Below are 20,983 nucleotides of genomic sequence, written 5' to 3'. Positions count from 1 at the left end.
CGGGAGGCCCGGAGCGGGCATAAAGATCGCGACTGTTGTCGGAGGCGACGGGTAGGCTCGACTACAAGATGACCGAGGAACTCTCACCCGCCGAGCGGTACGCCGCCGCCCGGATCCGCGCCGCCGAAGAGGCCACCGCGCTGGCCCCCTTCCGCGAGCTGTACGACTTCGACCTGGACGGCTACCAGGTCGACGCCTGCAAGGCGCTGGAAGCCGGCAAGGGCGTGCTGGTCGCCGCCCCGACCGGGTCCGGCAAGACCATCGTCGGCGAGTTCGCCGTCCACCTGGCCCTCGGGCAGGGCCGCAAGTGCTTCTACACGACGCCGATCAAGGCCCTGTCGAACCAGAAGTACACCGACCTCGTCAAGCGCTACGGCGCCGACAAGGTCGGCCTGCTGACCGGCGACAACAGCGTCAACTCGGAAGCCCCCGTGGTCGTCATGACCACCGAGGTGCTCCGCAACATGCTGTACGCGGGCTCCCAGTCGCTGCTCGGCCTCGGCTACGTCGTCATGGACGAGGTCCACTACCTCTCCGACCGGTTCCGCGGCGCCGTCTGGGAGGAGGTCATCATCCACCTCCCCGAGTCGGTGACCCTCGTCTCCCTCTCCGCCACCGTCTCCAACGCGGAGGAGTTCGGCGACTGGCTCGACACCGTCCGCGGCGACACCGAGGTGATCGTCTCCGAGGAGCGGCCCGTCCCGCTGTGGCAGCACGTCATGGCCGGCCGCCGCATCTACGACCTCTTCGAGGAGGAGACCGACCACGGCGGCCGCGGCTCCGCCCGCCGCGAGGTCAACCCCGACCTGCTCCGCATGGCGCGCGAGGAGAACAGCCGCACCTACAACCCGCGCGAGCGGCGCCGCGGCAAGATGGTCCGCGAGGCCGACCGCGAACGCGAACGCCGCTCCCGCAGCCGCATCTGGACCCCCGGCCGTCCCGAGGTCATCGCCCGCCTCGACGGCGACGGCCTGCTGCCCGCCATCAACTTCATCTTCAGCCGGGCCGGCTGCGAAGCCGCCGTCCAGCAGTGCCTCTTCGCCGGACTGCGCCTGAACGACGAGGCGGCCCGCCTGAAGGTGCGCACCCTCGTCGAGGAGCGGACCGCGTCCATCCCGGCCGAGGACCTCCACGTCCTGGGCTACTACGAGTGGCTCGAAGGGCTGGAGCGCGGCATCGCCGCCCACCACGCCGGCATGCTCCCGACCTTCAAGGAGGTCGTGGAGGAGCTCTTCACGCGCGGCCTGGTCAAGGTCGTCTTCGCCACCGAGACGCTCGCGCTCGGCATCAACATGCCCGCCCGCACGGTCATCCTGGAAAAACTCGTCAAGTGGAACGGCGAGCAGCACGCCGACATCACCCCCGGCGAGTACACCCAGCTGACCGGCCGCGCCGGACGCCGGGGCATCGACGTCGAGGGCCACGCCGTCGTCCTCTGGCAGCGCGGCATGGACCCCGTCCAGCTCGCCGGCCTCGCAGGCACCCGCACGTACCCGCTGCGCTCCAGCTTCAAGCCGTCCTACAACATGGCCGTCAACCTGGTGCAGCAGTTCGGCCGGCACCGCTCGCGGGAGCTCCTGGAGACCTCCTTCGCGCAGTTCCAGGCCGACCGCTCCGTCGTCGGGATCTCCCGCCAGGTCCAGCGCAACGAGGAGGGCCTCGCCGGCTACCGCGAGGGCATGACCTGCCACCTCGGCGACTTCGCGGAGTACGCGCAGCTGCGCCGCGACCTGAAGGACCGCGAGACGGAACTCGCCAAGCAGGGCGCGGCCCAGCGCCGCGCGCAGGCGGCCTCCTCGCTGGAGCGGCTCAAGCCGGGCGACGTCATCCACGTCCCGACCGGCAAGTTCGCCGGGCTCGCCCTCGTCCTCGACCCGGGCGTCCCCGCCGGGCGGGTCCACGGCCACCGCGGCCACGAGTACGCCGAGGGCCCGCGCCCGCTGGTCCTGACCGCCGAGCGGCAGGTCAAGCGGCTCGCCTCGATCGACTTCCCCGTCCCCGTCGAGCCCATCGACCGGATGCGGATCCCGCGGACCTTCAACCCCCGCTCCCCGCAGTCCCGCAGGGATTTGGCGTCCGCGCTGCGGGCCAAGGCCGGGCACGTCACCGTCGAGCGCAGCCGCCGCGGCCGCTCCGCCGCCGCGGACGACCGCGAGATCACACGGCTGCGCGCCGCGCTGCGGGCGCACCCCTGCCACGGATGCGACGAGCGCGAGGACCACGCCCGCTGGGCCGAGCGCTACCTGCGGCTCAAGCGCGACACCATGGCCCTGGAGCGGCGCATCGAGGGACGGACGAACACCATCGCCCGCACCTTCGACCGCATCCACGCCCTCCTGACCGAGCTCGACTACCTGCGCGAGGACGAGGTGACCGAGCACGGCAGGCGCCTGGCCCGGCTCTACGGGGAACTCGACCTGCTCGCCTCCGAGTGCCTGCGCGCCGGCGTGTGGGAGGGCCTGAACCCGGCGGAGCTGGCCGCGTGCGTCTCGGCGCTGGTATTCGAGGCCCGCCAGTCCGACGACGCGGTCGCCCCCAAGGTCCCCGGAGGGGCCGCCAAGGCGGCGCTCGGCGAGATGGTCCGCATCTGGGGCCGCCTCGACGCGCTGGAGGAGGAACACCGCATCAACCAGGCCGAGGGCGTCGGCCAGCGCGAACCCGACCTGGGCTTCGCGTGGGCCGCTTACCAGTGGGCCTCCGACCGGAGCCTGGACGAGGTGCTGCGCGAGGCCGACATGCCGGCCGGCGACTTCGTGCGCTGGTGCAAGCAGGTGATCGACGTCCTCGGTCAGATCGCCGCGGCGGCGCCGTCCGCGGGGCAGGGCGGCAGCACGGTCGCCCGCAACGCCCGCAAGGCCGTCGACGCACTGCTGCGGGGTGTAGTGGCCTACAGCTCGGTCGGCTAGCTCCTCTTGGGGCTTCCTCCGAAGACGCGATGACGGGATCTCACCTCCTGCCGTGATCGTTTCCGGGCGGCCCCGTGCGACGATCGAGCCATGACCAGGGCGATCGGCGAGGGGCCGAGACGGGTGGGCCGGCCGCGCGCCGACCGGCGAAGACCGCAGACGGGACGGCCGCCGCGCGAGGAACTCCTCTGTGCGGCGGCCGAGTTGTTCACCGTCCGCGGGTACGCGGCCACCACCACCCGGACGGTGGCCGAGCGGGCCGGGCTGCGCCAGGCCACGCTCTACCACTACTTCGGCGGCAAGGAGGAACTCCTCGCCGAACTGCTGGAGTCGACGGTCGCCCCCTCGCTGCGGCTGGCCCGGCGGCTCCTCGCGGACCGCGTCCGGCCCGCCGCGCAGCGGCTGTGGGAGCTGTGCCGCTCGGACGTGCTGCTGCTGTGCGGGGGACCGTACCACCTCGGCGCCCTCTACCTGCTGCCCGAGGTGGCCGGATCGCGGTTCGCGCGGTTCCGGCGGATGCGCACCGAACTGCGCGAGGCCTACGGGGCGCTGCTCGCGGCGACCCCGGCCGGGGCCGGACTCGCCGCGGACCGGGCGGCCCTGGCGCTGCGGGGGGACCTCGTCTTCGGCCTGGTCGAGGGTGCCATGCTGATCCGCCGGTCGGATCCGGACCGGCCGGTGGCGGCCTTCGCGGAGGCCGTGGCGGACGCCGCGCTGCGGATCGCCGGGACGGAGCGCGAGGGGGACTGCACGGACGCCGCGGTTTAGGGGGCCTCGTCCGGGGCGGTTCCGGCGGGTCCGGCCTCCCAGGCGGCGCGGTCGTCCCAGGCGGTGAGGCGCAGGCCGCTCTCGAAGCGGTGCGCGGCGCCGGTGACGGGGTCGGTGAACGCCAGGGTGCGGGCGAGGAGTTGCAGCGGGCGGCGGAAGTCGTCCGGCGCCGGGTCGGTGATCCTCGGGTAGACGGGGTCGCCGAGGATCGGCAGCCCCAGGGCGTTCATGTGGACGCGCAGCTGGTGGGTGCGGCCGGTGTGCGGGGTGAGCCGGTAGCGGCCGAGCCCGCCGCGGGTGGCCGTGAGCTCGACGGTGCTCTCGGCGTTGGGCTCGCCGGGGACCTCGCTCGCGCCGATGACCCCGCGGACCTTCTCGATGCGGGAGCGGACCGTGCGGGGCAGGTCCACGGCCGGGTCGTGCACGGCGAGGGCCTCGTACTCCTTGTGCACCCGCCGCTCGGCGAACAGCTGCTGGTAGGCGCCCCGGTCCTGCGGGCGGATGCTGAACATCACCAGTCCCGCGGTGAGCCGGTCCAGCCGGTGCGCCGGGCTCAGCTCGGGCAGGTCCAGCTCGGTGCGGAGCCGGGCCAGGGCGGTCTGCACGATGTGGCTGCCCCGCGGGGTGGTCGCGAGGAAGTGAGGCTTGTCGACGACCAGCAGGTGCGCGTCGCGGTGGACGACGCCGATCGGGAACGGCACCACCGGCTCGGGGTCCATGTCGCGGTGGAACCACAGGTAGGCGTGCGGCTCGTACGGGTCGCCGGCGCGCAGGACGCGCCCGCCCGCGCCGAGTATCCGGCCGGCGGCCAGCAGCCGGGCCACGGATCCGGCGCCGCGGGTGCCGGCGTACCGCTCGGCGAGGTAGCTGCCCAGGTCGGGCCAGCGGCCCTCGCGGTCGGCGGGCAGCCGCAGCCGCACGGGGTCGATGCCGTCGACCTGGGGGAGCGGGGAGGGCGGTATGCGGGTTCTGCTTCTCATCGCGTCCAGGCTAAGGCCGGGCGGCTACCGCCGGGTGAAGGTGCCCATGCCGCCCTCGTCGAGGTACTCGATGCGGACGGTGCCGTCGCCGAAGACGACCCCGGTGCGGCCGACCGCGTTCTCCCCGGCGGTCTCGTAGCTGAAGGTGTCGCCGTCGTAGTGGGCCAGAGGGAACCGCAGCGGCTTCGGGCCGAGGGAGAGGACCAGGCCGCCGCCGGGGGCCTCGGTGACGGTGAGCCGGCCGTAGTACGGGTTGTCGTACGTGCCGGTGTACGCGCCGGAGGCCTTGGCGGGCTTCGCGTCCGCCGGGGGGCGGGTGTAGTCGGTCCGGGGCCGGTCGGCGCCGTCGGCCTGCGCGTACAGCTCCGCGAAGAGCGGCAGCCAGTCGGTGGTGGGCCGCCCGTGCTCGGCAGTGTCGAAGAAGTCGAGGGCGATGGCGTCGGCGACGCCGACGGGGGCGCCGTTGGTGAGGACGACGATGCCGAGCCGCTCCAGCGGCAGCATCGTGACGTTGGTGTTGGCGCCGAGGTCGAAGGCGCCGCTGTGGCTCAGGCGGAGCCTGCCGCGGTCGTCGTAGGAGACGTTCCAGCCGAGGCCGTAGAAGGATGTCCCGCCGGCGGCGTTCTCGGCCTGCGAGACGATGTGCGGCAGGTGGGTGCGGCGCAGCGGGGCGGCGGGGACGATCCGCTTGCCGTCGAGGACGCCGTCGCCGAGCTGGAGGCGCATCCAGCGGGCCATGTCGCTCGCGGTGGAGCTGACCCCGCCGGCCGGCGCCTGGGCGTCGGGGTCGCGGACGTAGCGCGCGGACCAGGTGCCGTCGGGGTTCTTCACGTGGGTGGCGGCCCGGTCGGGCTCGGCGGCGAAGGCGGCGAAGGCGGTGTTCGTGCGGGTCATGCCCGCCGGCTTGAAGAGGACGTCCTCGCTGAGCTTCTGCCAGGTGGTGCCGCGGGCACGGGCGACGGCCTCGGCGGCCGCGGTCAGCCCGAAGTTGGTGTACGCGTAGCTCGCCCGGAAGGCGGTCAGCGGCTCCAGCCGCATGCGGTCCAGGATGTACCGCTGGTCGTAGCCGAGGTCCTCCAGGAGGTCGCCCGCGTGGTCGGGCAGCCCGCTGCGGTGGGAGAACAGGTCGGCGGTGGTGACGTGCCCGGTGACCCAGGGGTCCTTCAGCGCGAAGCCGGGCAGCTCGGTGCGGCGGTCCCACTCGCCGGGATCCTTCAGGGTGCCGGCCACGACGGTCGAGGAGACGGGCTTGGAGACGGAGGCGATCTGGAAGACGGTGTCGGGGCCGACGGCGCCGCTCTCGCCGACCCGGCGCACCCCGAAGCCCTTCGCGTAGAGGACCTTGTCGTCGTGGACGACGGCCACCGACACCCCGGGGACGCCGGTGGTGCGCATCGCGTCCTCGACGAACCGGGGGAGCCGGGCCACGGCCCGTTCGACGGCCCGGTCGCTCAGTTGCGGCTCGGGCGGGGGAGGGGGGCTGGGCGCCGCCGCCACCGGTCCGGCCGCGGCGAGCGCGAGCACCGTCACCGCCGTGCCGAGCGCGAGGCGCGTGCGCATGAGCCCATTGTGGGCCCGGGCGGGCCGGCCCGCCCGTTCGGCGGCCGGCCCCGGCGGTCAGGCCGCCGCCTCCTGCTCGGCGATGATGCGGGCGTTCCACTCGCGCTTGATCGCGCGCCAGCCCTCGTCGGTCTCGCCGAGCCGCCAGTAGCCGGAGATCGACAGCCGCTCCTTGGGGATGCCGCGCTCCAGGCGCAGGTGGCGCCGCAGCTCCTTGACGAAGCCGGCCTCGCCGTGGACGAAGGCGTGCACGTCGCGGGAGGGGAAGTCCATCGAGGTCACCGCCTCGACCAGGGCCTCGCCGACCGGGCGTGCGCCGCGGTGCAGCCACACCGGGACGACGCCGTCGGGGGTGGCGAACTTCTGCTCGTCGTCGGGGCCCTCGACCTCCACCAGCGCGTGGACGCGGGCGCCCGCCGGCATCCGCTCCATCGCCGCGGCGATCGCGGGCAGGGCGCTGTCGTCGCCGACCAGCAGGTGCCAGTCGGCGGCCGGGTCGGGGGCGTACGCGCCGCCGGGGCCGAGGAAGCGGACCAGCTCGCCCGGCCGGGCCTGCGCGGCCCACGGGCCGGCGAGCCCCTGGTCGCCGTGGACGACGAAGTCGATCGTCAGTTCCAGGTGGGCCGGGTCCCATCTGCGGACCGTGTACGCGCGCTGCCGCGGCCACGCGGCCGGCGGGAACTGCGCACGGATCCGCTCCAGGTCCCACGGCGCCGGGTAGATGACCCCTTCCGGCGCGAACAGCAGCTTGATGTAGTGGTCCGTGAACTCGCCCGCGCTGAATCGGGCCAGTCCGGCGCCACCCAGAACCACCCGCACCATGTGCGGCGTGAGCCGCTCGGTACGCACGACGACTGCAGTGCCTACCTCGCGGGCGCGTCCTTCTGCCACGGCGTCTCCCCTGACTCACCTGAAACTTAGGATTACCTAAGTTAGCATCTCAGGCAAGCAGGGACGTGCGCAGGCGCGCCACCGCGCCGCCCAGACCCCACCTCCGCGCCAGCGCGTCCAGCAGCTCCGGCTCCGCAGGCTCGGCCGGCAGCGCCGGGTCGAAGTCGGGCAGCGGCACGTCGGTGGCGACCCGCACGACCTTGGGAGCCACCGCCAGGTACGGGCGGGCCTCCTCCAGCCGCCTGCGCTGGGTCGGCGTCAGCTTCGACTTCGGGTCGGCTGCCGCCGTGAGGATCCCCGCCAGGTCCCCGTATGCCTCGAGCAGCTTCGCCGCCGTCTTCTCCCCGATCCCCGGCACCCCGGGCAGCCCGTCGCTCGGGTCGCCGCGCAGCAGCGCCAGGTCCGCGTATCCGGGGCCGTCCACCCCGTACTTCGCCCGCAGCCACTCCCCGTCGGCCACCTGGAGGGTGCCGACGCCCTTCAGCGGGTACAGCACCCGGCGCTGCCGGCCGTCGTCCACCAGCTGGTACAGGTCCCGGTCGCCGGTGACGATGTCCACCGGCCCGGTGGCGCGCGCCGTGAGCGTGCCGATCACGTCGTCCGCCTCGTACCCGGGAACGCCGACCCGGGCGATCCCGAAGGCGTCCAGGGCCGCCTCGATGATCGGGACCTGCGGCGCCAGCGTGTCCGGGGTCTCCTCCACATCCGGTCCGGCCGCCGTCTCCTCCGCCACCCGGTGCGCCTTGTACGAGGGGATCAGCTCCACCCGCCAGTGCGGCCGCCAGTCGGCGTCCATGCAGGCCACCAGGTCGTCGGGCCGGTGGTCCTGCACCAGGCGCCCGATGAAGTCCAGCAGTCCGCGCACCGCGTTCACCGGGGTGCCGTCCGGGGCCTTCACCGATTCCGGTACGCCGAAGTACGCGCGGAAGTAGAGGGAGGCGGTGTCCAGCAGCATCAGCCGTCGTGTGCTCGTCATGACGGCGATCATGCCGCACCCCGCCGGCGGGGCGCGGTTGCGGCGGGAAAGACCGGAAAGCGACGCACGCATGACCGGGAGGGGAACACGGGTTTCACGCGAGGCGTAGCCCGGTCCGCTCCTGCACGCGAAACCGGGGGCGGTTGCTGCGTAAGGTGCTTACAGCACACTCCCGTGCGACGGACGCCGACGTACGCCGACAGACCTGACAAAGGGGAGGGCAGCCCCGCCATGGACGACAGGGACGGCTCGGAGGACAAGGAACGGGACAAGGACGCCAAGGAACCGCTCCGGGTGGGCGTGGCCGTGCGCAAGCGGCGCCGGGCCCTCCACCTCACCCTCGCCGCCGTATCGGCGCGCAGCGGCCTGTCCGTGCCCTTCCTCAGCCAGATAGAGAACGAACGCGCCCGGCCCAGCATGCGCTCCCTCGAACGGGTCGCGGACGCGCTGGAGACCACGGCCGTCGAACTGCTGGCGGCCTCCGACACGGCGCGCACGGTCGACCTCGTACGGGCCGGAGACGAGTCCGGGCTGAGCCCGGTCCCCGGAGTGCGCCCGCTCGTGCGCGGGCACCACCAGCTGCACGCGATGGAGTTCACCGGCGACCAGGACGCCGGCCGCGAATACCAGCACCGCAACGACGAGCTGATGTACGTCGTCTCCGGCGCCTGCCAGGTGGAGGCCGAGGGCCGCGCCTACCGCCTGGAGAGCGGCGACGCCCTCTTCCTGTCCGGCGGGGTCCGCCACCGCTGGAGGGCCGTCACCGAGGACACCCGGATACTCGTCGTCGCCGTCGGGGAGCACATCCACGCCGCCTCCGAGCCGCCCTCGCCGGAGCACTGACCGGCCGTGCGCGTCGTCTCGCTCGTCCCCTCACTGACCGAGGCCGTCGCGGCCACCGCGCCCGGCCTGCTCGTCGGCGTCACCGACTGGTGCACCCACCCCGCCGGCCTCGACCGGCGGGGTGCGGTCCGCATCGGCGGCACCAAGAACCCCGACGTACCCGCGATCACCGCGCTCCGCCCCGACCTGGTGATCGCCAACGAGGAGGAGAACCGGGCCCCCGACCTCCAGGCCCTGCGCGCGGCGGGCCTCGACGTCCTGGTCACCGAGGTCCGCACCCTGCCGCAGGCACTGGACGAGCTGGACCGCGTCCTCACGGGCGCGCTCGGGCTGCCCCGGCCGCGCTGGCTCGGCGAGGCGGCCCGGGCGTGGGCGGACCCGCCCCGTCCGGCCGCGCCGCTGCGCGCCGTCGTACCGGTGTGGCGGCGGCCCTGGATGGTGCTCGGCCGGGACACCTTCGCGGGGGACCTGCTGGCCCGGCTCGGAGTGGAGAACGTCTACGCGGGGCACACCGAACGCTACCCGCGCGTGGACCCGGCGGATCCCGCCGGCGCCTCGTGCGACCTGGTGGTGCTCCCGGACGAGCCGTACGCCTTCACCCGCCAGGACGGCCCCGAGGCGTTCCCCGGCCGCCCCGCCGCGCTGGTCAGCGGCCGCCACCTCACCTGGTACGGGCCCTCGCTCGCCGAGGCGCCCCGGGTCCTCGCGGCGGAGCTGGCCGCGGCCCGCTGAGCCGCGGGCGCGCGCCCGTCACCGGGGGAGGAGCCGGCCCGCCGCCAGGCCGCGCACCGTGCGGACGGCCGCCGCAAGCCACGCGGCCGCCAGGCAGACGTACAGCGCCCAGGCCAGCCACCCGTACGCGGCGAGCCCGGTGTGCCGGGCCAGCCCGGCAGCGCCGGTGACGCAGGTGCCGACGGGGAAGGTCAGCGCCCACCACGTCATCGCGAACCCCATCCCGCCGCGGGCCGCGCGCACCAGCAGCGCCCCTGCCAGCGCCAGCCACAGCAGCGCGAAACCGAGCACGGGGACCCCGTACAGCACGGCGAAACCGCCCAGCGCCCCGGCGTACGGGGCGCCGATCGCCCGCGGGGCCGCGTCGGCGAGCTGCCCGGCCGCGGTGGTGGACTGCCCGAGCGGCCCCAGCACCAGGAACAGGGTCGGCGCCAGCACCGCCGGCAGCGGCCCGCCGACCAGCAGCCGCCCGAACAGCAGCGGCAGCACCAGCAGCGTCGCCAGCAGGCTCACCCCGAACAGGGCCAGGCAGGCCAGCAGCAGCGCCTCCCGGGCCTGCCCCGCGGGCAGGTGCGGCACCAGCAGCGGGCCGACCGCCGCGGACACCATGGGGGAGACCAGCGGCAGCAGCCACACGGGCGAGGCCTGCGAGGCCCGCACCTCGTGCCGCACCACCATCAGGTACGGCACCGCCACGGCCGTGACCAGGCCAAGCACCGTCCCCGCGGTGAACAGCACCGCGTCCGCGGCGAGCGCAGCCCGCTCCCCGAGCACGTCCCGGCCGACGGTGAGCGTGCCGGCGCCGACGGCGAGCAGTGCCATCGGCAGGCAGCCGTGGAAGGGTGCGACGGCCGGGTCGAGGAGGTGGGCGCGCGCCTGGTCGCGGTGGTGCAGCCAGTGGCCCGCCCGGCCGGCCAGGACCAGCGCCAGCACCGCGACGGACAGCGCCCACAGGGCGACGCAGGCCGTACGCTGCCCCGGCAGCTGGTGCGGGAGCGCCGCGCCGGCGGTGGCGGTGATCGCCGTGCCCATCACGCAGGCGTACCAGTTGGGGCCGAAGTGCCGCAGGGCGGGGAGGGGCCGGCGCGCGGCGGGGGCCTGGTGGGCCGCGGGGGCGGCGGGCGCGGTCCGGGTGGCGGACGCGCGGGGAGGGGCGGTGGTGCTTGCCATGGGCCCAGCCTGGTCCGGCGGCACCACGGGCGGCAGGGGCCGCACACCTATGAGGCCATAAACTGACTTTATGGGTAACGAGGAGTGGGTTCCGCTGGTGCACCGGGTGCCGGACCTGGGCGCGCTGGAGCTGCTGCTCGCCGTCGCGCGCGTGGGCAGCCTGAGCGGAGCCGCCAAGCACATGGGCATCACGCAGCCCGCGGCCAGCAGCCGGATCCGCGCGATGGAGGCCCGCCTGGGCGTCGCCCTCGTCGACCGCTCGCCCCGCGGCTCCACCCTGACCGCGGAGGGCGCGCTCGTCACCGACTGGGCGCGCCGCGTGGTGGAGGCCGCCGAGGCCTTCGACGCCGGCGCGCAGGCCCTGCGCGGGCGCCGCGACTCGCGGCTGCGCGTCGCCGCCAGCATGACCATTGCCGAGTACCTGCTGCCCGGCTGGCTGATCGCCCTGCGCGGGCAGTGGCCCGGCACCGCAGTCTCCCTCCAGGCCGGGAACTCGGCGCTGGTCGCACGGCGGGTCCTCGCGCACGACGCGGACCTCGGCTTCGTCGAGGGGCTGACCGTCCCCGACGGCTTGGACTCGGCCGTGATCGCCCAGGACCGGCTCGTGGTCGCCGTGGCGCCGCAGCACCCGTGGGCGCGCCGCACCGGGGGAGTGGCCGCGGCCGAACTGGCCGACACCCCGCTGATCCTGCGCGAGCGGGGCTCGGGCACCCGGCAGGTGCTCGACGGGGCACTGGCCGGCTGCGGCGGACTCGCCGAGCCGCTGCTGGAACTCGCCTCCACCACCGCCGTCAAGGCCGCGGCCGTCAGCGGCGCCGGACCGTGCGTCCTGTCCGAACTCGCCCTCGGCGACGAACTCGCCGCCCGCCGCCTGGTCCAGGTCCCCGTCACGGGCGCGGCGCTCGGGCGGGCCCTGCGCGCGGTGTGGCCCGCCGGCTCCCGCCCCGCGGGCCCGGCCCGGGACCTGCTGTCGCTCACCCGCAGCCGGTCCTGACCGGCCCGCCGGGCCCATACCGGATCGGAGGGCGGCGTCAGCGGCCGCGCCGGGTCGGGTCGTCCGCGTCCTGCGGCCACCCGTAGCCGGTGCGCGGCGGCTCCGGTACGGCGCCCATCGCCGCCAGGTCCCGGTCGGCGGCCCGCATCAGCTGCCCCGCCAGGTCCCGCATGGCCCGGCTCGCGGCGAGCTCGTCGCCGATCGCCGGGACCTCGACGTCCTCCGGGTTGCAGCGCGCCGAGCCGCGGCCGACCAGCCGCGCCGTCCCCGTGTCCAGTACGGCGCGGGCGCGGGTCGTCCCGCCCTCCTCGGTGAGCGAGACCCCGACCGTCCATTCCGCGGTGTGTGTCATGGCGCGCCCCGTCACTCTGCGATCTCGGTCCGTTCCCACCACTCGAACACGGGCAGGCTGCCCTCCGGGCCGTCCTGCCGGCGTGCCGTGGCCCGGAAGTGCTCGTACCCGCCGCGGTGCGGGACCTTCACGTCGTCGCCGGGGGCGGGGGCGTCGACGACCCGCTCGGACAGGTCCGCCGGCCCGCCTTCCAGCACAGCCTTGTTCGTCATGCCTCCAGTCTTCCGACCCGCGGGGCGGCCCGCACGTCGGCGCGGGCGGGCGGGACCGGCGGCCCGCTCAGCGCACGGCGACGGGTGCGCGGGCGGCCGCCGCCCCGACGAGCGCGCCCACCACGCGGGTGTCCTTGTCGCGCTCCGGGTGCCACTGCACGCCGAGCACCCACCGGTCGGCGTCGGGCAGTTCGACCGCCTCGACGGTGCCGTCGACCGCGTGTGCCGAGGCGACCAGGCCCCGGCCCAGCCGGTCGACGGCCTGGTGGTGGTAGGTGGGCACCTCCGCCTCCTCCGGGACGAGCGCCGCGTAGCGCGTACCGGGGACCGGGCGGACGGGGTGCCAGTCCATGACGCCCGGCCGGTGCAGGTGCCCGTCGATGTGCTGGACCAGGGTGCCGCCGAGGGCGACGTTCAGCGCCTGCATGCCGCGGCAGATGCCGAGCAGCGGCAGACCCGCGTCGAGGGCCGCCCCGATCAGGGCCAGCTCCCACTCGTCCCGCACGGTCTCGGCCGGACCCGTGCGCGGGTCGCGCACCGCCCCGTACCGGGCCGGGTCCAGGTCCGGGCCGCCCGCCACGACCAGGCCGTCCAGCCGGTCCAGCACCTCCGCCGCGGCCCCGGGCGCGCCGTCCGGGGGGAGCAGCACCGCAGCGCCGCCCGCCGCCTGGACGAGCTCGTAGTACCCGGCGGGCACGAGGGACGCGGCGACGTCCCAGACGCGGTAGCGGGCGGATACCTCGACGTAGGTCGTGATGCCGATGAGCGGCCTGGGCACGGGGGCAACCTCCGGGGGCGGGTCGGTCGACGGGGCGGGCGGGCGGGGGCGGCGGGACCGGCGGTCAGTCGCGGGTGAGTTCGGCCTCGGCGCGCGCCAGGGCGGCGAACTCCTCCTCCGGCGCGGAGGCCACCAGGTGGTGCCGACTGTAGAACGCGAAGTAGCCGAGGGCGACCGCGTACACACCCAGGGCGATGAAGGCGGCGTCCCTGTCCACGAGGAAGGTGGCCGTGAGGGCGGCCAGCGCGAGGACGAACGCCGTGGCCGAGGTGGCGGTGCCGCCGGGCGTCCGGTACGGGCGCTCCAGGTGCGGCTCGCGCCGGCGCAGCACGATGTGCGACAGGGCCATCAGCGCGTAGGAGATCGTCGCGCCGAACACCGCGATGTTCAGCATCCGCGGCCCGTCGCCCGTCGCCGCGGCCAGCGCGAAGCCGATCGCGCCGGGGATGAGCAGCCCCAGGTAGGGGGCCTTGCGCCGGGAGGTCAGCGACAGGAAGCGCGGCAGGTAGCCCGCCCGGGAGAGCGCGAACAGCTGGCGCGAGCCGGCGTAGATGAGGGAGAAGAACGAGGCGACCAGGCCGGCGAGGCCCGCGTAGTTGACGAACGTCTTCAGCCACGACAGGCCCGGATCGCCCTCCAGGGCCACCACCAGCGGGTTCCCGGCGTCCTTGATCGCGTCGGCGCCGCGCGCCCCGGTCGAGGCGAGGAAGGTGAGCAGAGCCAGCAGCACCAGCACGCCCATGGAGATCGACAGCGCCCTCGGCATCGAGCGGACCGGGTCCTTGGCCTCCTCGGCCGCCAGCGGCACCCCCTCGACGCCGAGGAAGAACCACATGCCGAACGGGAACGCCGCCCAGATCCCCAACAGCCCCAGCGGCAGCCACGAGTTGGCGCCGAACGCGGTGGTGTCCACGGCGATGTCGTCCAGCCGCGCGGCGTCGAACTCGGTGAACGCGCCGGCGGCGAACACCACCAGCGCGACCACGGCCACCCCGGTGACCACGAGGGAGAAGCGCAGCGCCTCGCCGACGCCCCACAGGTGGATGCCGATGAACACCGCGAAGCAGGCCAGGTACACGGGCCAGCCTGAGGTCAGGCCGAAGAGGTGCAGGGATTCGACGTAGTCGCCGATGAAGATGGAGATCGCGGCGGGCGCGAGCACGTACTCGATGAGGATCGCGGTGCCGGTCAGGAAGCCGCCCCACGGGCCGAGGGCGCGCCGGGCGAAGCCGTAGCCGCCGCCCGCCGTCGGGAGGATGGCCGACAGCTCGGCCAGGGAGAAGACCAGGCAGGCGTACATGGCGCCCATGAGGACCATGGCGGCGGCCAGGCCGCCGAAGCCGCCCTGGGCGAGGCCGACGTTCCAGCCGGAGAAGTCGCCGGAGACGACGTACGCGACGCCGAGGCCGGTCAGGAGCAGCCAGCCGGCGCTGCCGCGGCGCAGGGTGCGGCGCTCCAGGTAGGCGTCACCGCCTCCGGCGGCGGATGGGGCGGTCTGCGGCACGGCGGTGTCCAGCCGTGCCCCGGTGTCTTCGGCCATATGCGCTCCCGCTGCTGCCCAGGACAATGGTTGTGCCGCGTACCTTTGCCGTAGGAGTGCGGGATGCGCAAGACCCCTGCGCAAAACGAGCGGGCCGGGCCGGGCCGGCGGGGCCGGGCCGGGTGCGCTCAGGCGAGGAAGCCGCGCAGCAGCGCGGCCGTGCCGCAGCAGTGCTCCCGCATCACCTCGCGGGCCGCGTCCGCGTCCCGCTCCAGGACCGCCTCCACCAGCGCGGCGTGCTGCTGCTGAGAGTGCTCCAGGTTCCGCACCAGCAGGGGTATGCAGTCCAGCAGGTCGTTGACGGCGGCCCGGACGGCCGCGTACTGCGCCGTCAGCGTCGGCGAGCCCGCCAGCTCGCACAGCGCCAGGTGGAAGAGCGTGTCCCGGCGGCGGTAGTCCGCCAGCGGCGCGTCCTGCGTGGCCGCCAGCGCCGCCAGCAGCCGCTCCGCCTCCTCCTCCGACAGCCCCTGCGCGGCGCAGAGCCCGGCCGCCCCCACCTCCAGGACCTCGCGGAACCGCAGCACGTCCTCCAGGTCCACCCCCGCCACGCGCCGGCGCAGCTCGTCCTCGCTCCCGCCCGCCGGGGCGTCCGGGCGCGGCAGCACGAACGTTCCGCCGTAGCGGCCCCGCCGCGCCTCCAGCAGCCCCTGCTCCTGGAGCACCTTGAGCACCTCGCGCAGCGTGACCCGGCTGATGCCCATCCGCTCCGCCAGCTCCCGCTCCGGCGGCAGCCGCTCCCCGGCCGGCACCAGGCCCAGCCGGACCACCTGCAGGATCTGCTCCAGCGCCTCCTCGAAACCGCTGCCCGCGCGCACCTGCCTCAGGACCGGGTTCAGCCGCGCCATCGCGCCGCCCCCGCCCGCCGTGTCGGCCATCTCGGCTCCTCCCCTTCCCAATCAATGGTTCTGTTCAATACCTTAGGCCCCCTCGGCTCACCGAAGGAGAGATCCCCGTGGTAGACCGCACGCCGCCGCTCGCCCCCGAGGAGCTCCGCGCCCTCGTCGCGAGCGGTGAGATCGACACCGTCGTCCTCGCCTTCCCCGACATGCAGGGACGCCTCCAGGGCAAGCGGTTCGCCGCACAGTTCTTCCTCGACGAGGTCCTCGAACACGGCACCGAGGGCTGCAACTACCTCCTAGCCGTCGACACCGACATGAACACCGTCGACGGCTACGAGATGTCCTCCTGGGAGCGCGGCTACGGCGACTTCGCCATGCGCCCCGACCCCGCCACCCTGCGCCGCATCCCCTGGCACCCCGGCAGCGCCCTCCTCCTCGCCGACCTCGCCTGGAACGACGGCACCCCGGTCGCCGCCGCCCCCCGCCAGATCCTCCGCCGCCAACTCGACCGCCTCGCCGCACACGGCCACACCGCCATGGTCGGCACCGAGCTGGAGTTCATGGTCTTCAAGGACACCTACGAACAGGCCTGGAACGCCGACTACCGCTCGCTGACCCCCGCCAACCAGTACAACATCGACTACTCGGTCCTCGGCACAGGCCGCATCGAGCCCCTGCTCCGCCGCATCCGCAACGACATGCAGGGAGCCGGACTCACCGTCGAATCCGCGAAGGGCGAGTGCAACCTCGGCCAGCACGAGATCGCCTTCCGCTACGACGAGGCGCTCACCACCTGCGACCAGCACGCCGTCTACAAGACCGGCGCCAAGGAGATCGCCGCCCAGGAAGGCGTCTCGCTGACCTTCATGGCCAAGTACGACGAGCGCGAAGGCAACTCCTGCCACATCCACCTCTCCCTCACCGACGCCGACGGACGCAACGCCATGGCCGGCGACGGCCCCGACGGCATGTCCCCCCTCATGCGCCACTTCCTCGCCGGCCAGCTCGCCGCACTCCGCGACTTCTCCCTCCTCTACGCCCCCAACATCAACTCCTACAAGCGCTTCCGCCCCGGCTCCTTCGCCCCCACCGCCGTCGCCTGGGGCCACGACAACCGCACCTGCGCCCTCCGCGTCGTCGGCCACGGCCGCTCCACCCGCTTCGAGAACCGCCTCCCCGGCGGCGACGTCAACCCCTACCTCGCCGTCGCCGGACTCGTCGCCGCCGGCATCCACGGCATCGAGAACGGCCTCGAACTCCCCGACGCCTGCCACGGCAACGCCTACACCGGCGACTACGCGCACGTCCCCACGACCCTGCGCGAGGCCGCCGAACTCTGGGACAACAGCGAGATCGCCAAGGCCGCCTTCGGCCCCGAAGTCGTCGCCCACTACCGCAACATGGCCCGCGTCGAACTCGACGCCTACGACTCCGCCGTCACCGACTGGGAGCGCCGCCGCTCCTTCGAACGCCTCTGACCGCCCCGGCCACCCATCCCGGCAACCCCTCCGAAAGGCACCACGTGTCCGACGCGCTGGAAGTCCTGAACCCGGCCACCGGGGAAACCGTCGCCACCGTCCCGGCCGCCACACGGGACGACGTCGACGCCGCCGTCACCCGGGCCGCCGCAGCCCAGCGCACCTGGGCCGCCGCCGCCCCCGCCGACCGGGCCCGCCTGCTGCGCCGCTTCGCCGCCGCCGTCGACGCCCACAGCGAGGAACTCGCCCGACTCGAAGTCCTCGAAGCCGGCCACACCATCGGCAACGCCCGCTGGGAAGCCGGAAACGTCCGCGACCTCCTCGACTACGCCGCCGGCGGCGTCGAACGGCTCACCGGCCGCCAGATCCCCGTCCCCGGCGGCATCGACGTCACCTTCCTCGAACCGCTCGGCGTCATCGGCGTCATCGCCCCCTGGAACTTCCCCCTGCCGATCGCCGCCTGGGGACTCGCACCCGCCCTCGCCGCCGGCAACGCCGTCATCGTCAAGCCCGCCGAGACCACCCCCCTCACCGCACTGCGCCTCGCCGAACTCGCCCTCGAAGCCGGGCTCCCCGAACACCTCCTCCAGGTGCTCCCCGGCCGCGGCGACACCGCCGGCGACGCCCTCGTCGAACACCCCGGCGTCGCGAAGATCGTCTTCACCGGCTCCACCCGCACCGGCAAGCAGATCATGGCCAAATGCGCCGACCGGGTAAAGCGCGTCACCCTCGAACTCGGCGGCAAGAGCCCCAACATCGTCTTCGCCGACGCCGACCTCGAAGCCGCCGCCGCGGCCGCCCCCATGTCCTTCCTCGACAACACCGGCCAGGACTGCTGCGCCCGCACCCGCATCCTCGTCCAGCGCACCGTCCACGACCACTTCCTCGACCTCCTCGCCCCCCTCGTCGAAGGCGTCGTCGTCGGCGACCCCGCCGACGAGAAGACCCAGATGGGCCCCCTCATCTCCCAGGCCCAGCTCGACCGCGTGCGGTCCTACGTCCCCGACGGCCTCACCGCCGTCCGAGGCACCGCACCCGACGGGCCCGGATTCTGGTACCCGCCCACCCTCGTCACCGGCGCCGACCCCACCGCGCCCGTCGCCGTCGACGAGGTCTTCGGGCCCGTCGCCGTCGTGCTCCCCTTCGACGACGAGGACGACGCCGTCCGCCTCGCCAACGCCACCGAGTACGGCCTCTCCGGCTCCCTGTGGACCCGCGACGTCGGCCGCGCCCTGCGCGTCTCCCGCGCCGTCGCCGCCGGGAACCTCTCCGTCAACTCCCACAGCAGCGTCCGCTACTGGACCCCCTTCGGCGGCTACAAGCAGTCCGGCCTCGGCCGGGAGCTCGGCCCCGACGCCCTCACCGCATTCACCGAGACCAAGAACGTCTTCATCAGCACGGAGGCCTGAACCCCATGTCCAACGAAGAGATCGTCTGCCGCCGCCTCGTCGGCCGCACCGCCGTCATCACCGGAGCCGGCAGCGGCATCGGCCTCGCCACCGCCCGCCGCCTCGCCTCCGAAGGCGCCAACGTCGTCTGCGGCGACATCGACGAAACCGCCGGAAAGGCCGCCGCCGAGGAAGTCGGCGGCACCTTCGCGAAGGTCGACGTCACCAGCCCCGAAGACGTCGAAGCCCTCTTCAGGACCGCCTACGACACCTACGGGTCCGTCGACATCGCCTTCAACAACGCCGGCATCTCGCCTCCCGACGACGACTCCATCCTCACCACCGGCCTCGACGCCTGGAAGCGCGTCCAGGACGTCAACCTCACCTCCGTCTACCTGTGCTGCAAGGCCGCCCTGCCCTACATGCAGCGCCAGGGCCGCGGCTCCATCATCAACACCGCCTCCTTCGTCGCCGTCATGGGCGCCGCCACCTCCCAGATCTCCTACACCGCCTCCAAGGGCGGCGTCCTCGCCATGTCCCGCGAACTCGGCGTCCAGTTCGCCCGCGAAGGCATCCGCGTCAACGCCCTCTGCCCGGGCCCCGTCAACACCCCGCTGCTGCAGGAGCTGTTCGCCAAGGACCCCGAGCGCGCCGCCCGCCGCCTCGTCCACATCCCGCTCGGCCGGTTCGCCGAAGCCGAGGAGATCGCCGCCGCCGTCGCCTTCCTCGCCAGCGACGACTCCTCCTTCGTCAACGCCACCGACTTCCTCGTCGACGGCGGCATCTCCGGGGCGTACGTCACGCCGCTGTAGGGGATGCGCACGGGGCGGGGGCCGGCCGCTACAGGAAGGTCCGGCCCTCGCCCCGGTACGTGGGCACCGCCGCCACGGCCCGGTCCCCCTCCACCAGGTGCAGCACGTCGAACCGCTCGCACAGCTCACCCGCCTTCGCATGCCGGAACCACACCCGGTCCCCGATCAGCAGGTCGTCCGCCGCCGCGCCCAGCAGCGGCGTCTGCACCTCGCCCGCACCCTCCAGCGGGTCGTACCGCAGCCCCCGCGGCAGATACGGCTCGGGCAGCCGGTCCGCGCCCGCCGCCCCCGACGCCGGATACCCGCCGCCCAGCACCGTCACCACCCCCACCCCGGGCCGCCGCACCACCGGCTGCGCGAACAGCGCCGCCGGACGGCCGCGGAACGACGTGTAGTTGTCGAACAGCCGCGGCACGTACAGCCCCGACCCCGCGGCGACCTCGGTCACCGCATCCTCCGCCGCCGTCTGCTGCACACTCCCCGTCCCACCGCCGTTGACGAACTCCAGGCCCGGCACGACCGCACGCACGGCGCGCACCGCCTCCGCCCGCCGCACGGCCAGCTCCCGGCGCGCCGCCGCCTGCATGAACCGGATCGCCCGCGACCGCAGCGGCCGCCCCGCCACGGCGTCACCGACCCCGGCGACATGCCCCTCGTACCCCATCACCCCCACGACCCGGAACCCGGGGCGCGCGGCCACCGCCCGCGCCAGCTCCGCCAGCTCCGCCGGCTCCCGCAGCGGCGACCGCCGCGCCCCGACCCGCACCCGCCCGCCCAGCAGCCGCAGCCCCGTGTCCAGCTCCAGACAGACCCGCACCTCCTGCGAGCCACCCGCACGGGCGGCGTCGATCAGCTCCAGCTGCGCCACGTCGTCCACCATGACCGTCACCGCCGCAGCCAGCTTCGGATCGCCCGCCAGCTCGGCGAAGCCGGCCCGGTCCGCCGACGGGTAGGCCAGCAGCACGTCCTCGAACCCTGACCGGGCCAGCCACAGCGACTCCGCCAGCGCGTACGACATCACCCCGGCGAAACCGGGCCGCGCCAGCACCCGCTCCAACAGCGCCCGGCACCGCACCGACTTGCTCGCCACCCGCACCGGTTTGCCACCGGCCCGGCGCACGAGATCGTCGGCGTTGGCGTCGAACGCGTCGAGATCGACGATGGCCAAGGGCGCTTCGAGATGCGCGGTGGCCCGGTCGTACCGAGCCCGGTCCAGACCGGCGGAAGGTGTCATGGGCGGCAGCTTGCCACGGGGGGATACCGGGGGGTAGGGGGCGGCGGGGCGGCACCGGGACGCGGGGGCGGGAGGCGCGGGGACCTCGTCGACCGGGACTCCCCCGCGATCCGCGACAACGCGGCCGTGGTGCGGGAGGCCGCCACCAAGCTCGCCGAGAAGTACGGCTGCGAGGCGTGGGGCCGGCGTCAGGGGGGAAGCCGTCTCCATCGCCCCGCTTGCGGATCAGGCAGCGGACGGTGCCCTCGTCCGCCGGGATCAGGCAGGCTGCGACCGGCACCGTGCTGCCGCGGGCCGAGGCCCGGCAGCATCGTCGCCCGCCGGCAGAGCACCGAGCCCTCCTGCCTTGCCGGACGATGCGCCGGATCTTCTCCCGTTCCTGCTCCCCACACCGGCCGGAGAGGTATCACGCCTGCGATGCGGCCAAGGCGGGATCCGACTGGCGGGTGGGCGATGACCTGAGGCCGCGTAAAGTGGTGGCGGCAGCCGTAGGGAACGGGGGGCGGAGTCGTCGGATGAGTGCGTCGACG

Annotated in this window: 19 protein-coding genes; 8 read left to right on the top strand and 11 right to left on the bottom strand. The window is 74.3% G+C overall.

Annotated features, from left to right (window positions below; genetic code table 11):
- Window positions 1-68: 68 nt before the first annotated feature.
- Together ACZ462_RS13370 and ACZ462_RS13365 are read left to right on the top strand one after the other, a co-directional pair.
- Window positions 69-2,906, top strand: a complete 2,838-nt coding sequence (locus ACZ462_RS13370) for a DEAD/DEAH box helicase (RefSeq protein ID WP_467803650.1) — start codon at window positions 69-71, stop codon at window positions 2,904-2,906.
- Between the two features lie 90 nt (window positions 2,907-2,996).
- A complete protein-coding gene (locus ACZ462_RS13365) occupies window positions 2,997-3,674 on the top strand; it encodes a TetR/AcrR family transcriptional regulator (protein ID WP_467803652.1) in 678 nt (225 codons plus the stop codon).
- On the opposite strand, the gene ACZ462_RS13360 is transcribed toward ACZ462_RS13365, so the two are convergent.
- Genes ACZ462_RS13360 through ACZ462_RS13345 form a run of 4 tightly spaced genes read right to left on the bottom strand, consistent with a single transcriptional unit; the run spans window position 3,671 to window position 8,060 of the window.
- Window positions 3,671-4,654, bottom strand: a complete 984-nt coding sequence (locus ACZ462_RS13360) for an RluA family pseudouridine synthase (RefSeq protein WP_467803653.1) — start codon at window positions 4,652-4,654, stop codon at window positions 3,671-3,673. The genes ACZ462_RS13365 and ACZ462_RS13360 overlap by 4 nt on opposite strands.
- Window positions 4,655-4,678: 24 nt before the next feature.
- Window positions 4,679-6,214, bottom strand: coding sequence for a serine hydrolase (locus ACZ462_RS13355; protein WP_467803655.1), 1,536 nt, complete (start codon window positions 6,212-6,214; stop codon window positions 4,679-4,681).
- Window positions 6,215-6,271: 57 nt separating this feature from the next.
- Entirely contained in the window at window positions 6,272-7,105 is an 834-nt protein-coding gene (locus ACZ462_RS13350; RefSeq protein WP_467803657.1) for a siderophore-interacting protein, read from the bottom strand.
- Window positions 7,106-7,154: 49 nt separating this feature from the next.
- Window positions 7,155-8,060 (bottom strand): 5'-3' exonuclease, encoded by a 906-nt coding sequence (locus ACZ462_RS13345; RefSeq protein ID WP_467803933.1) that lies wholly within the window; start codon window positions 8,058-8,060, stop codon window positions 7,155-7,157.
- 252 nt (window positions 8,061-8,312) lie between these two features.
- Between ACZ462_RS13345 and ACZ462_RS13340 the strand changes: the two genes are divergently transcribed.
- Together ACZ462_RS13340 and ACZ462_RS13335 are read left to right on the top strand one after the other, a co-directional pair.
- Window positions 8,313-8,924 carry a helix-turn-helix domain-containing protein gene (locus ACZ462_RS13340; RefSeq protein ID WP_467803659.1) on the top strand — a complete coding sequence of 204 codons (612 nt, stop codon included), beginning with the start codon at window positions 8,313-8,315 and terminating at the stop codon, window positions 8,922-8,924.
- 6 nt (window positions 8,925-8,930) lie between these two features.
- Window positions 8,931-9,656 carry a helical backbone metal receptor gene (locus tag ACZ462_RS13335; RefSeq protein WP_467803660.1) on the top strand — a complete coding sequence of 242 codons (726 nt, stop codon included), beginning with the start codon at window positions 8,931-8,933 and terminating at the stop codon, window positions 9,654-9,656.
- An 18-nt stretch (window positions 9,657-9,674) separates the two neighbouring features.
- On the opposite strand, the gene ACZ462_RS13330 is transcribed toward ACZ462_RS13335, so the two are convergent.
- Entirely contained in the window at window positions 9,675-10,826 is a 1,152-nt protein-coding gene (locus tag ACZ462_RS13330) for a TDT family transporter (protein ID WP_467803661.1), read from the bottom strand.
- A gap of 70 nt (window positions 10,827-10,896) precedes the next feature.
- Here ACZ462_RS13330 and ACZ462_RS13325 point away from each other — a divergent pair, with 70 nt between their 5' ends.
- Window positions 10,897-11,820 carry a LysR family transcriptional regulator gene (locus tag ACZ462_RS13325; RefSeq protein ID WP_467803663.1) on the top strand — a complete coding sequence of 308 codons (924 nt, stop codon included), beginning with the start codon at window positions 10,897-10,899 and terminating at the stop codon, window positions 11,818-11,820.
- Window positions 11,821-11,857: 37 nt separating this feature from the next.
- On the opposite strand, the gene ACZ462_RS13320 is transcribed toward ACZ462_RS13325, so the two are convergent.
- From ACZ462_RS13320 to ACZ462_RS13300, 5 genes are all read right to left on the bottom strand, one after another.
- Entirely contained in the window at window positions 11,858-12,172 is a 315-nt protein-coding gene (locus ACZ462_RS13320; RefSeq protein WP_467803665.1) for a DUF1876 domain-containing protein, read from the bottom strand.
- A gap of 11 nt (window positions 12,173-12,183) precedes the next feature.
- Window positions 12,184-12,384 carry a DUF5988 family protein gene (locus tag ACZ462_RS13315; RefSeq protein ID WP_467803666.1) on the bottom strand — a complete coding sequence of 67 codons (201 nt, stop codon included), beginning with the start codon at window positions 12,382-12,384 and terminating at the stop codon, window positions 12,184-12,186.
- 67 nt (window positions 12,385-12,451) lie between these two features.
- Window positions 12,452-13,162: a gamma-glutamyl-gamma-aminobutyrate hydrolase family protein gene (locus tag ACZ462_RS13310; RefSeq protein ID WP_467803667.1), complete on the bottom strand. Its 711-nt coding sequence runs from the start codon at window positions 13,160-13,162 to the stop codon at window positions 12,452-12,454.
- A gap of 64 nt (window positions 13,163-13,226) precedes the next feature.
- Complete coding sequence (eat, locus tag ACZ462_RS13305) at window positions 13,227-14,702, bottom strand: ethanolamine permease (protein WP_467803669.1); 1,476 nt, start codon at window positions 14,700-14,702, stop codon at window positions 13,227-13,229.
- A 128-nt stretch (window positions 14,703-14,830) separates the two neighbouring features.
- The gene (locus ACZ462_RS13300; protein ID WP_467803671.1) at window positions 14,831-15,577 is read right to left on the bottom strand and encodes a FadR/GntR family transcriptional regulator; all 747 of its coding nucleotides are present in this window, start codon (window positions 15,575-15,577) and stop codon (window positions 14,831-14,833) included.
- Between the two features lie 77 nt (window positions 15,578-15,654).
- On the opposite strand from ACZ462_RS13300, the gene ACZ462_RS13295 reads away from it, so the two are divergent.
- Genes ACZ462_RS13295 through ACZ462_RS13285 form a run of 3 tightly spaced genes read left to right on the top strand, consistent with a single transcriptional unit; the run spans window position 15,655 to window position 19,219 of the window.
- Window positions 15,655-17,019, top strand: coding sequence for a glutamine synthetase family protein (locus ACZ462_RS13295; RefSeq protein WP_467803672.1), 1,365 nt, complete (start codon window positions 15,655-15,657; stop codon window positions 17,017-17,019).
- Window positions 17,020-17,063: 44 nt separating this feature from the next.
- A complete protein-coding gene (locus tag ACZ462_RS13290) occupies window positions 17,064-18,428 on the top strand; it encodes an aldehyde dehydrogenase family protein (RefSeq protein ID WP_467803673.1) in 1,365 nt (454 codons plus the stop codon).
- A 5-nt stretch (window positions 18,429-18,433) separates the two neighbouring features.
- Window positions 18,434-19,219, top strand: a complete 786-nt coding sequence (locus ACZ462_RS13285) for a 3-oxoacyl-ACP reductase (protein ID WP_467803675.1) — start codon at window positions 18,434-18,436, stop codon at window positions 19,217-19,219.
- Window positions 19,220-19,247: 28 nt separating this feature from the next.
- Here the strand turns inward: ACZ462_RS13285 and ACZ462_RS13280 are convergent, their stop codons facing one another.
- The gene (locus ACZ462_RS13280; RefSeq protein ID WP_467803677.1) at window positions 19,248-20,453 is read right to left on the bottom strand and encodes an amino acid deaminase/aldolase; all 1,206 of its coding nucleotides are present in this window, start codon (window positions 20,451-20,453) and stop codon (window positions 19,248-19,250) included.
- Window positions 20,454-20,983 lie beyond the last annotated feature (530 nt).

The organism is Streptomyces sp. NPDC031121 (assembly GCF_055570615.1).
Note: the sequence above shows the minus strand (reverse complement) of the source record. Positions and strands in the feature narration are given on the sequence as shown.

What these genes read in the sequence shown, in the direction of transcription:
- ACZ462_RS13370 (WP_467803650.1), top strand. Translation starts at nt 69, where the DNA reads ATGACCGAGGAACTCTCACCCGCCGAGCGGTACGCCGCCGCCCGGATC.
- ACZ462_RS13365 (WP_467803652.1), top strand. Translation starts at nt 2,997, where the DNA reads ATGACCAGGGCGATCGGCGAGGGGCCGAGACGGGTGGGCCGGCCGCGC.
- ACZ462_RS13360 (WP_467803653.1), bottom strand. Translation starts at nt 4,654, where the DNA reads ATGAGAAGCAGAACCCGCATACCGCCCTCCCCGCTCCCCCAGGTCGAC.
- ACZ462_RS13355 (WP_467803655.1), bottom strand. Translation starts at nt 6,214, where the DNA reads ATGCGCACGCGCCTCGCGCTCGGCACGGCGGTGACGGTGCTCGCGCTC.
- ACZ462_RS13345 (WP_467803933.1), bottom strand. Translation starts at nt 8,060, where the DNA reads ATGCTGCTGGACACCGCCTCCCTCTACTTCCGCGCGTACTTCGGCGTA.
- ACZ462_RS13340 (WP_467803659.1), top strand. Translation starts at nt 8,313, where the DNA reads ATGGACGACAGGGACGGCTCGGAGGACAAGGAACGGGACAAGGACGCC.
- ACZ462_RS13330 (WP_467803661.1), bottom strand. Translation starts at nt 10,826, where the DNA reads ATGGCAAGCACCACCGCCCCTCCCCGCGCGTCCGCCACCCGGACCGCG.
- ACZ462_RS13325 (WP_467803663.1), top strand. Translation starts at nt 10,897, where the DNA reads ATGGGTAACGAGGAGTGGGTTCCGCTGGTGCACCGGGTGCCGGACCTG.
- ACZ462_RS13320 (WP_467803665.1), bottom strand. Translation starts at nt 12,172, where the DNA reads ATGACACACACCGCGGAATGGACGGTCGGGGTCTCGCTCACCGAGGAG.
- ACZ462_RS13315 (WP_467803666.1), bottom strand. Translation starts at nt 12,384, where the DNA reads ATGACGAACAAGGCTGTGCTGGAAGGCGGGCCGGCGGACCTGTCCGAG.
- eat (WP_467803669.1), bottom strand. Translation starts at nt 14,702, where the DNA reads ATGGCCGAAGACACCGGGGCACGGCTGGACACCGCCGTGCCGCAGACC.
- ACZ462_RS13300 (WP_467803671.1), bottom strand. Translation starts at nt 15,577, where the DNA reads ATGGCCGACACGGCGGGCGGGGGCGGCGCGATGGCGCGGCTGAACCCG.
- ACZ462_RS13285 (WP_467803675.1), top strand. Translation starts at nt 18,434, where the DNA reads ATGTCCAACGAAGAGATCGTCTGCCGCCGCCTCGTCGGCCGCACCGCC.
- ACZ462_RS13280 (WP_467803677.1), bottom strand. Translation starts at nt 20,453, where the DNA reads ATGACACCTTCCGCCGGTCTGGACCGGGCTCGGTACGACCGGGCCACC.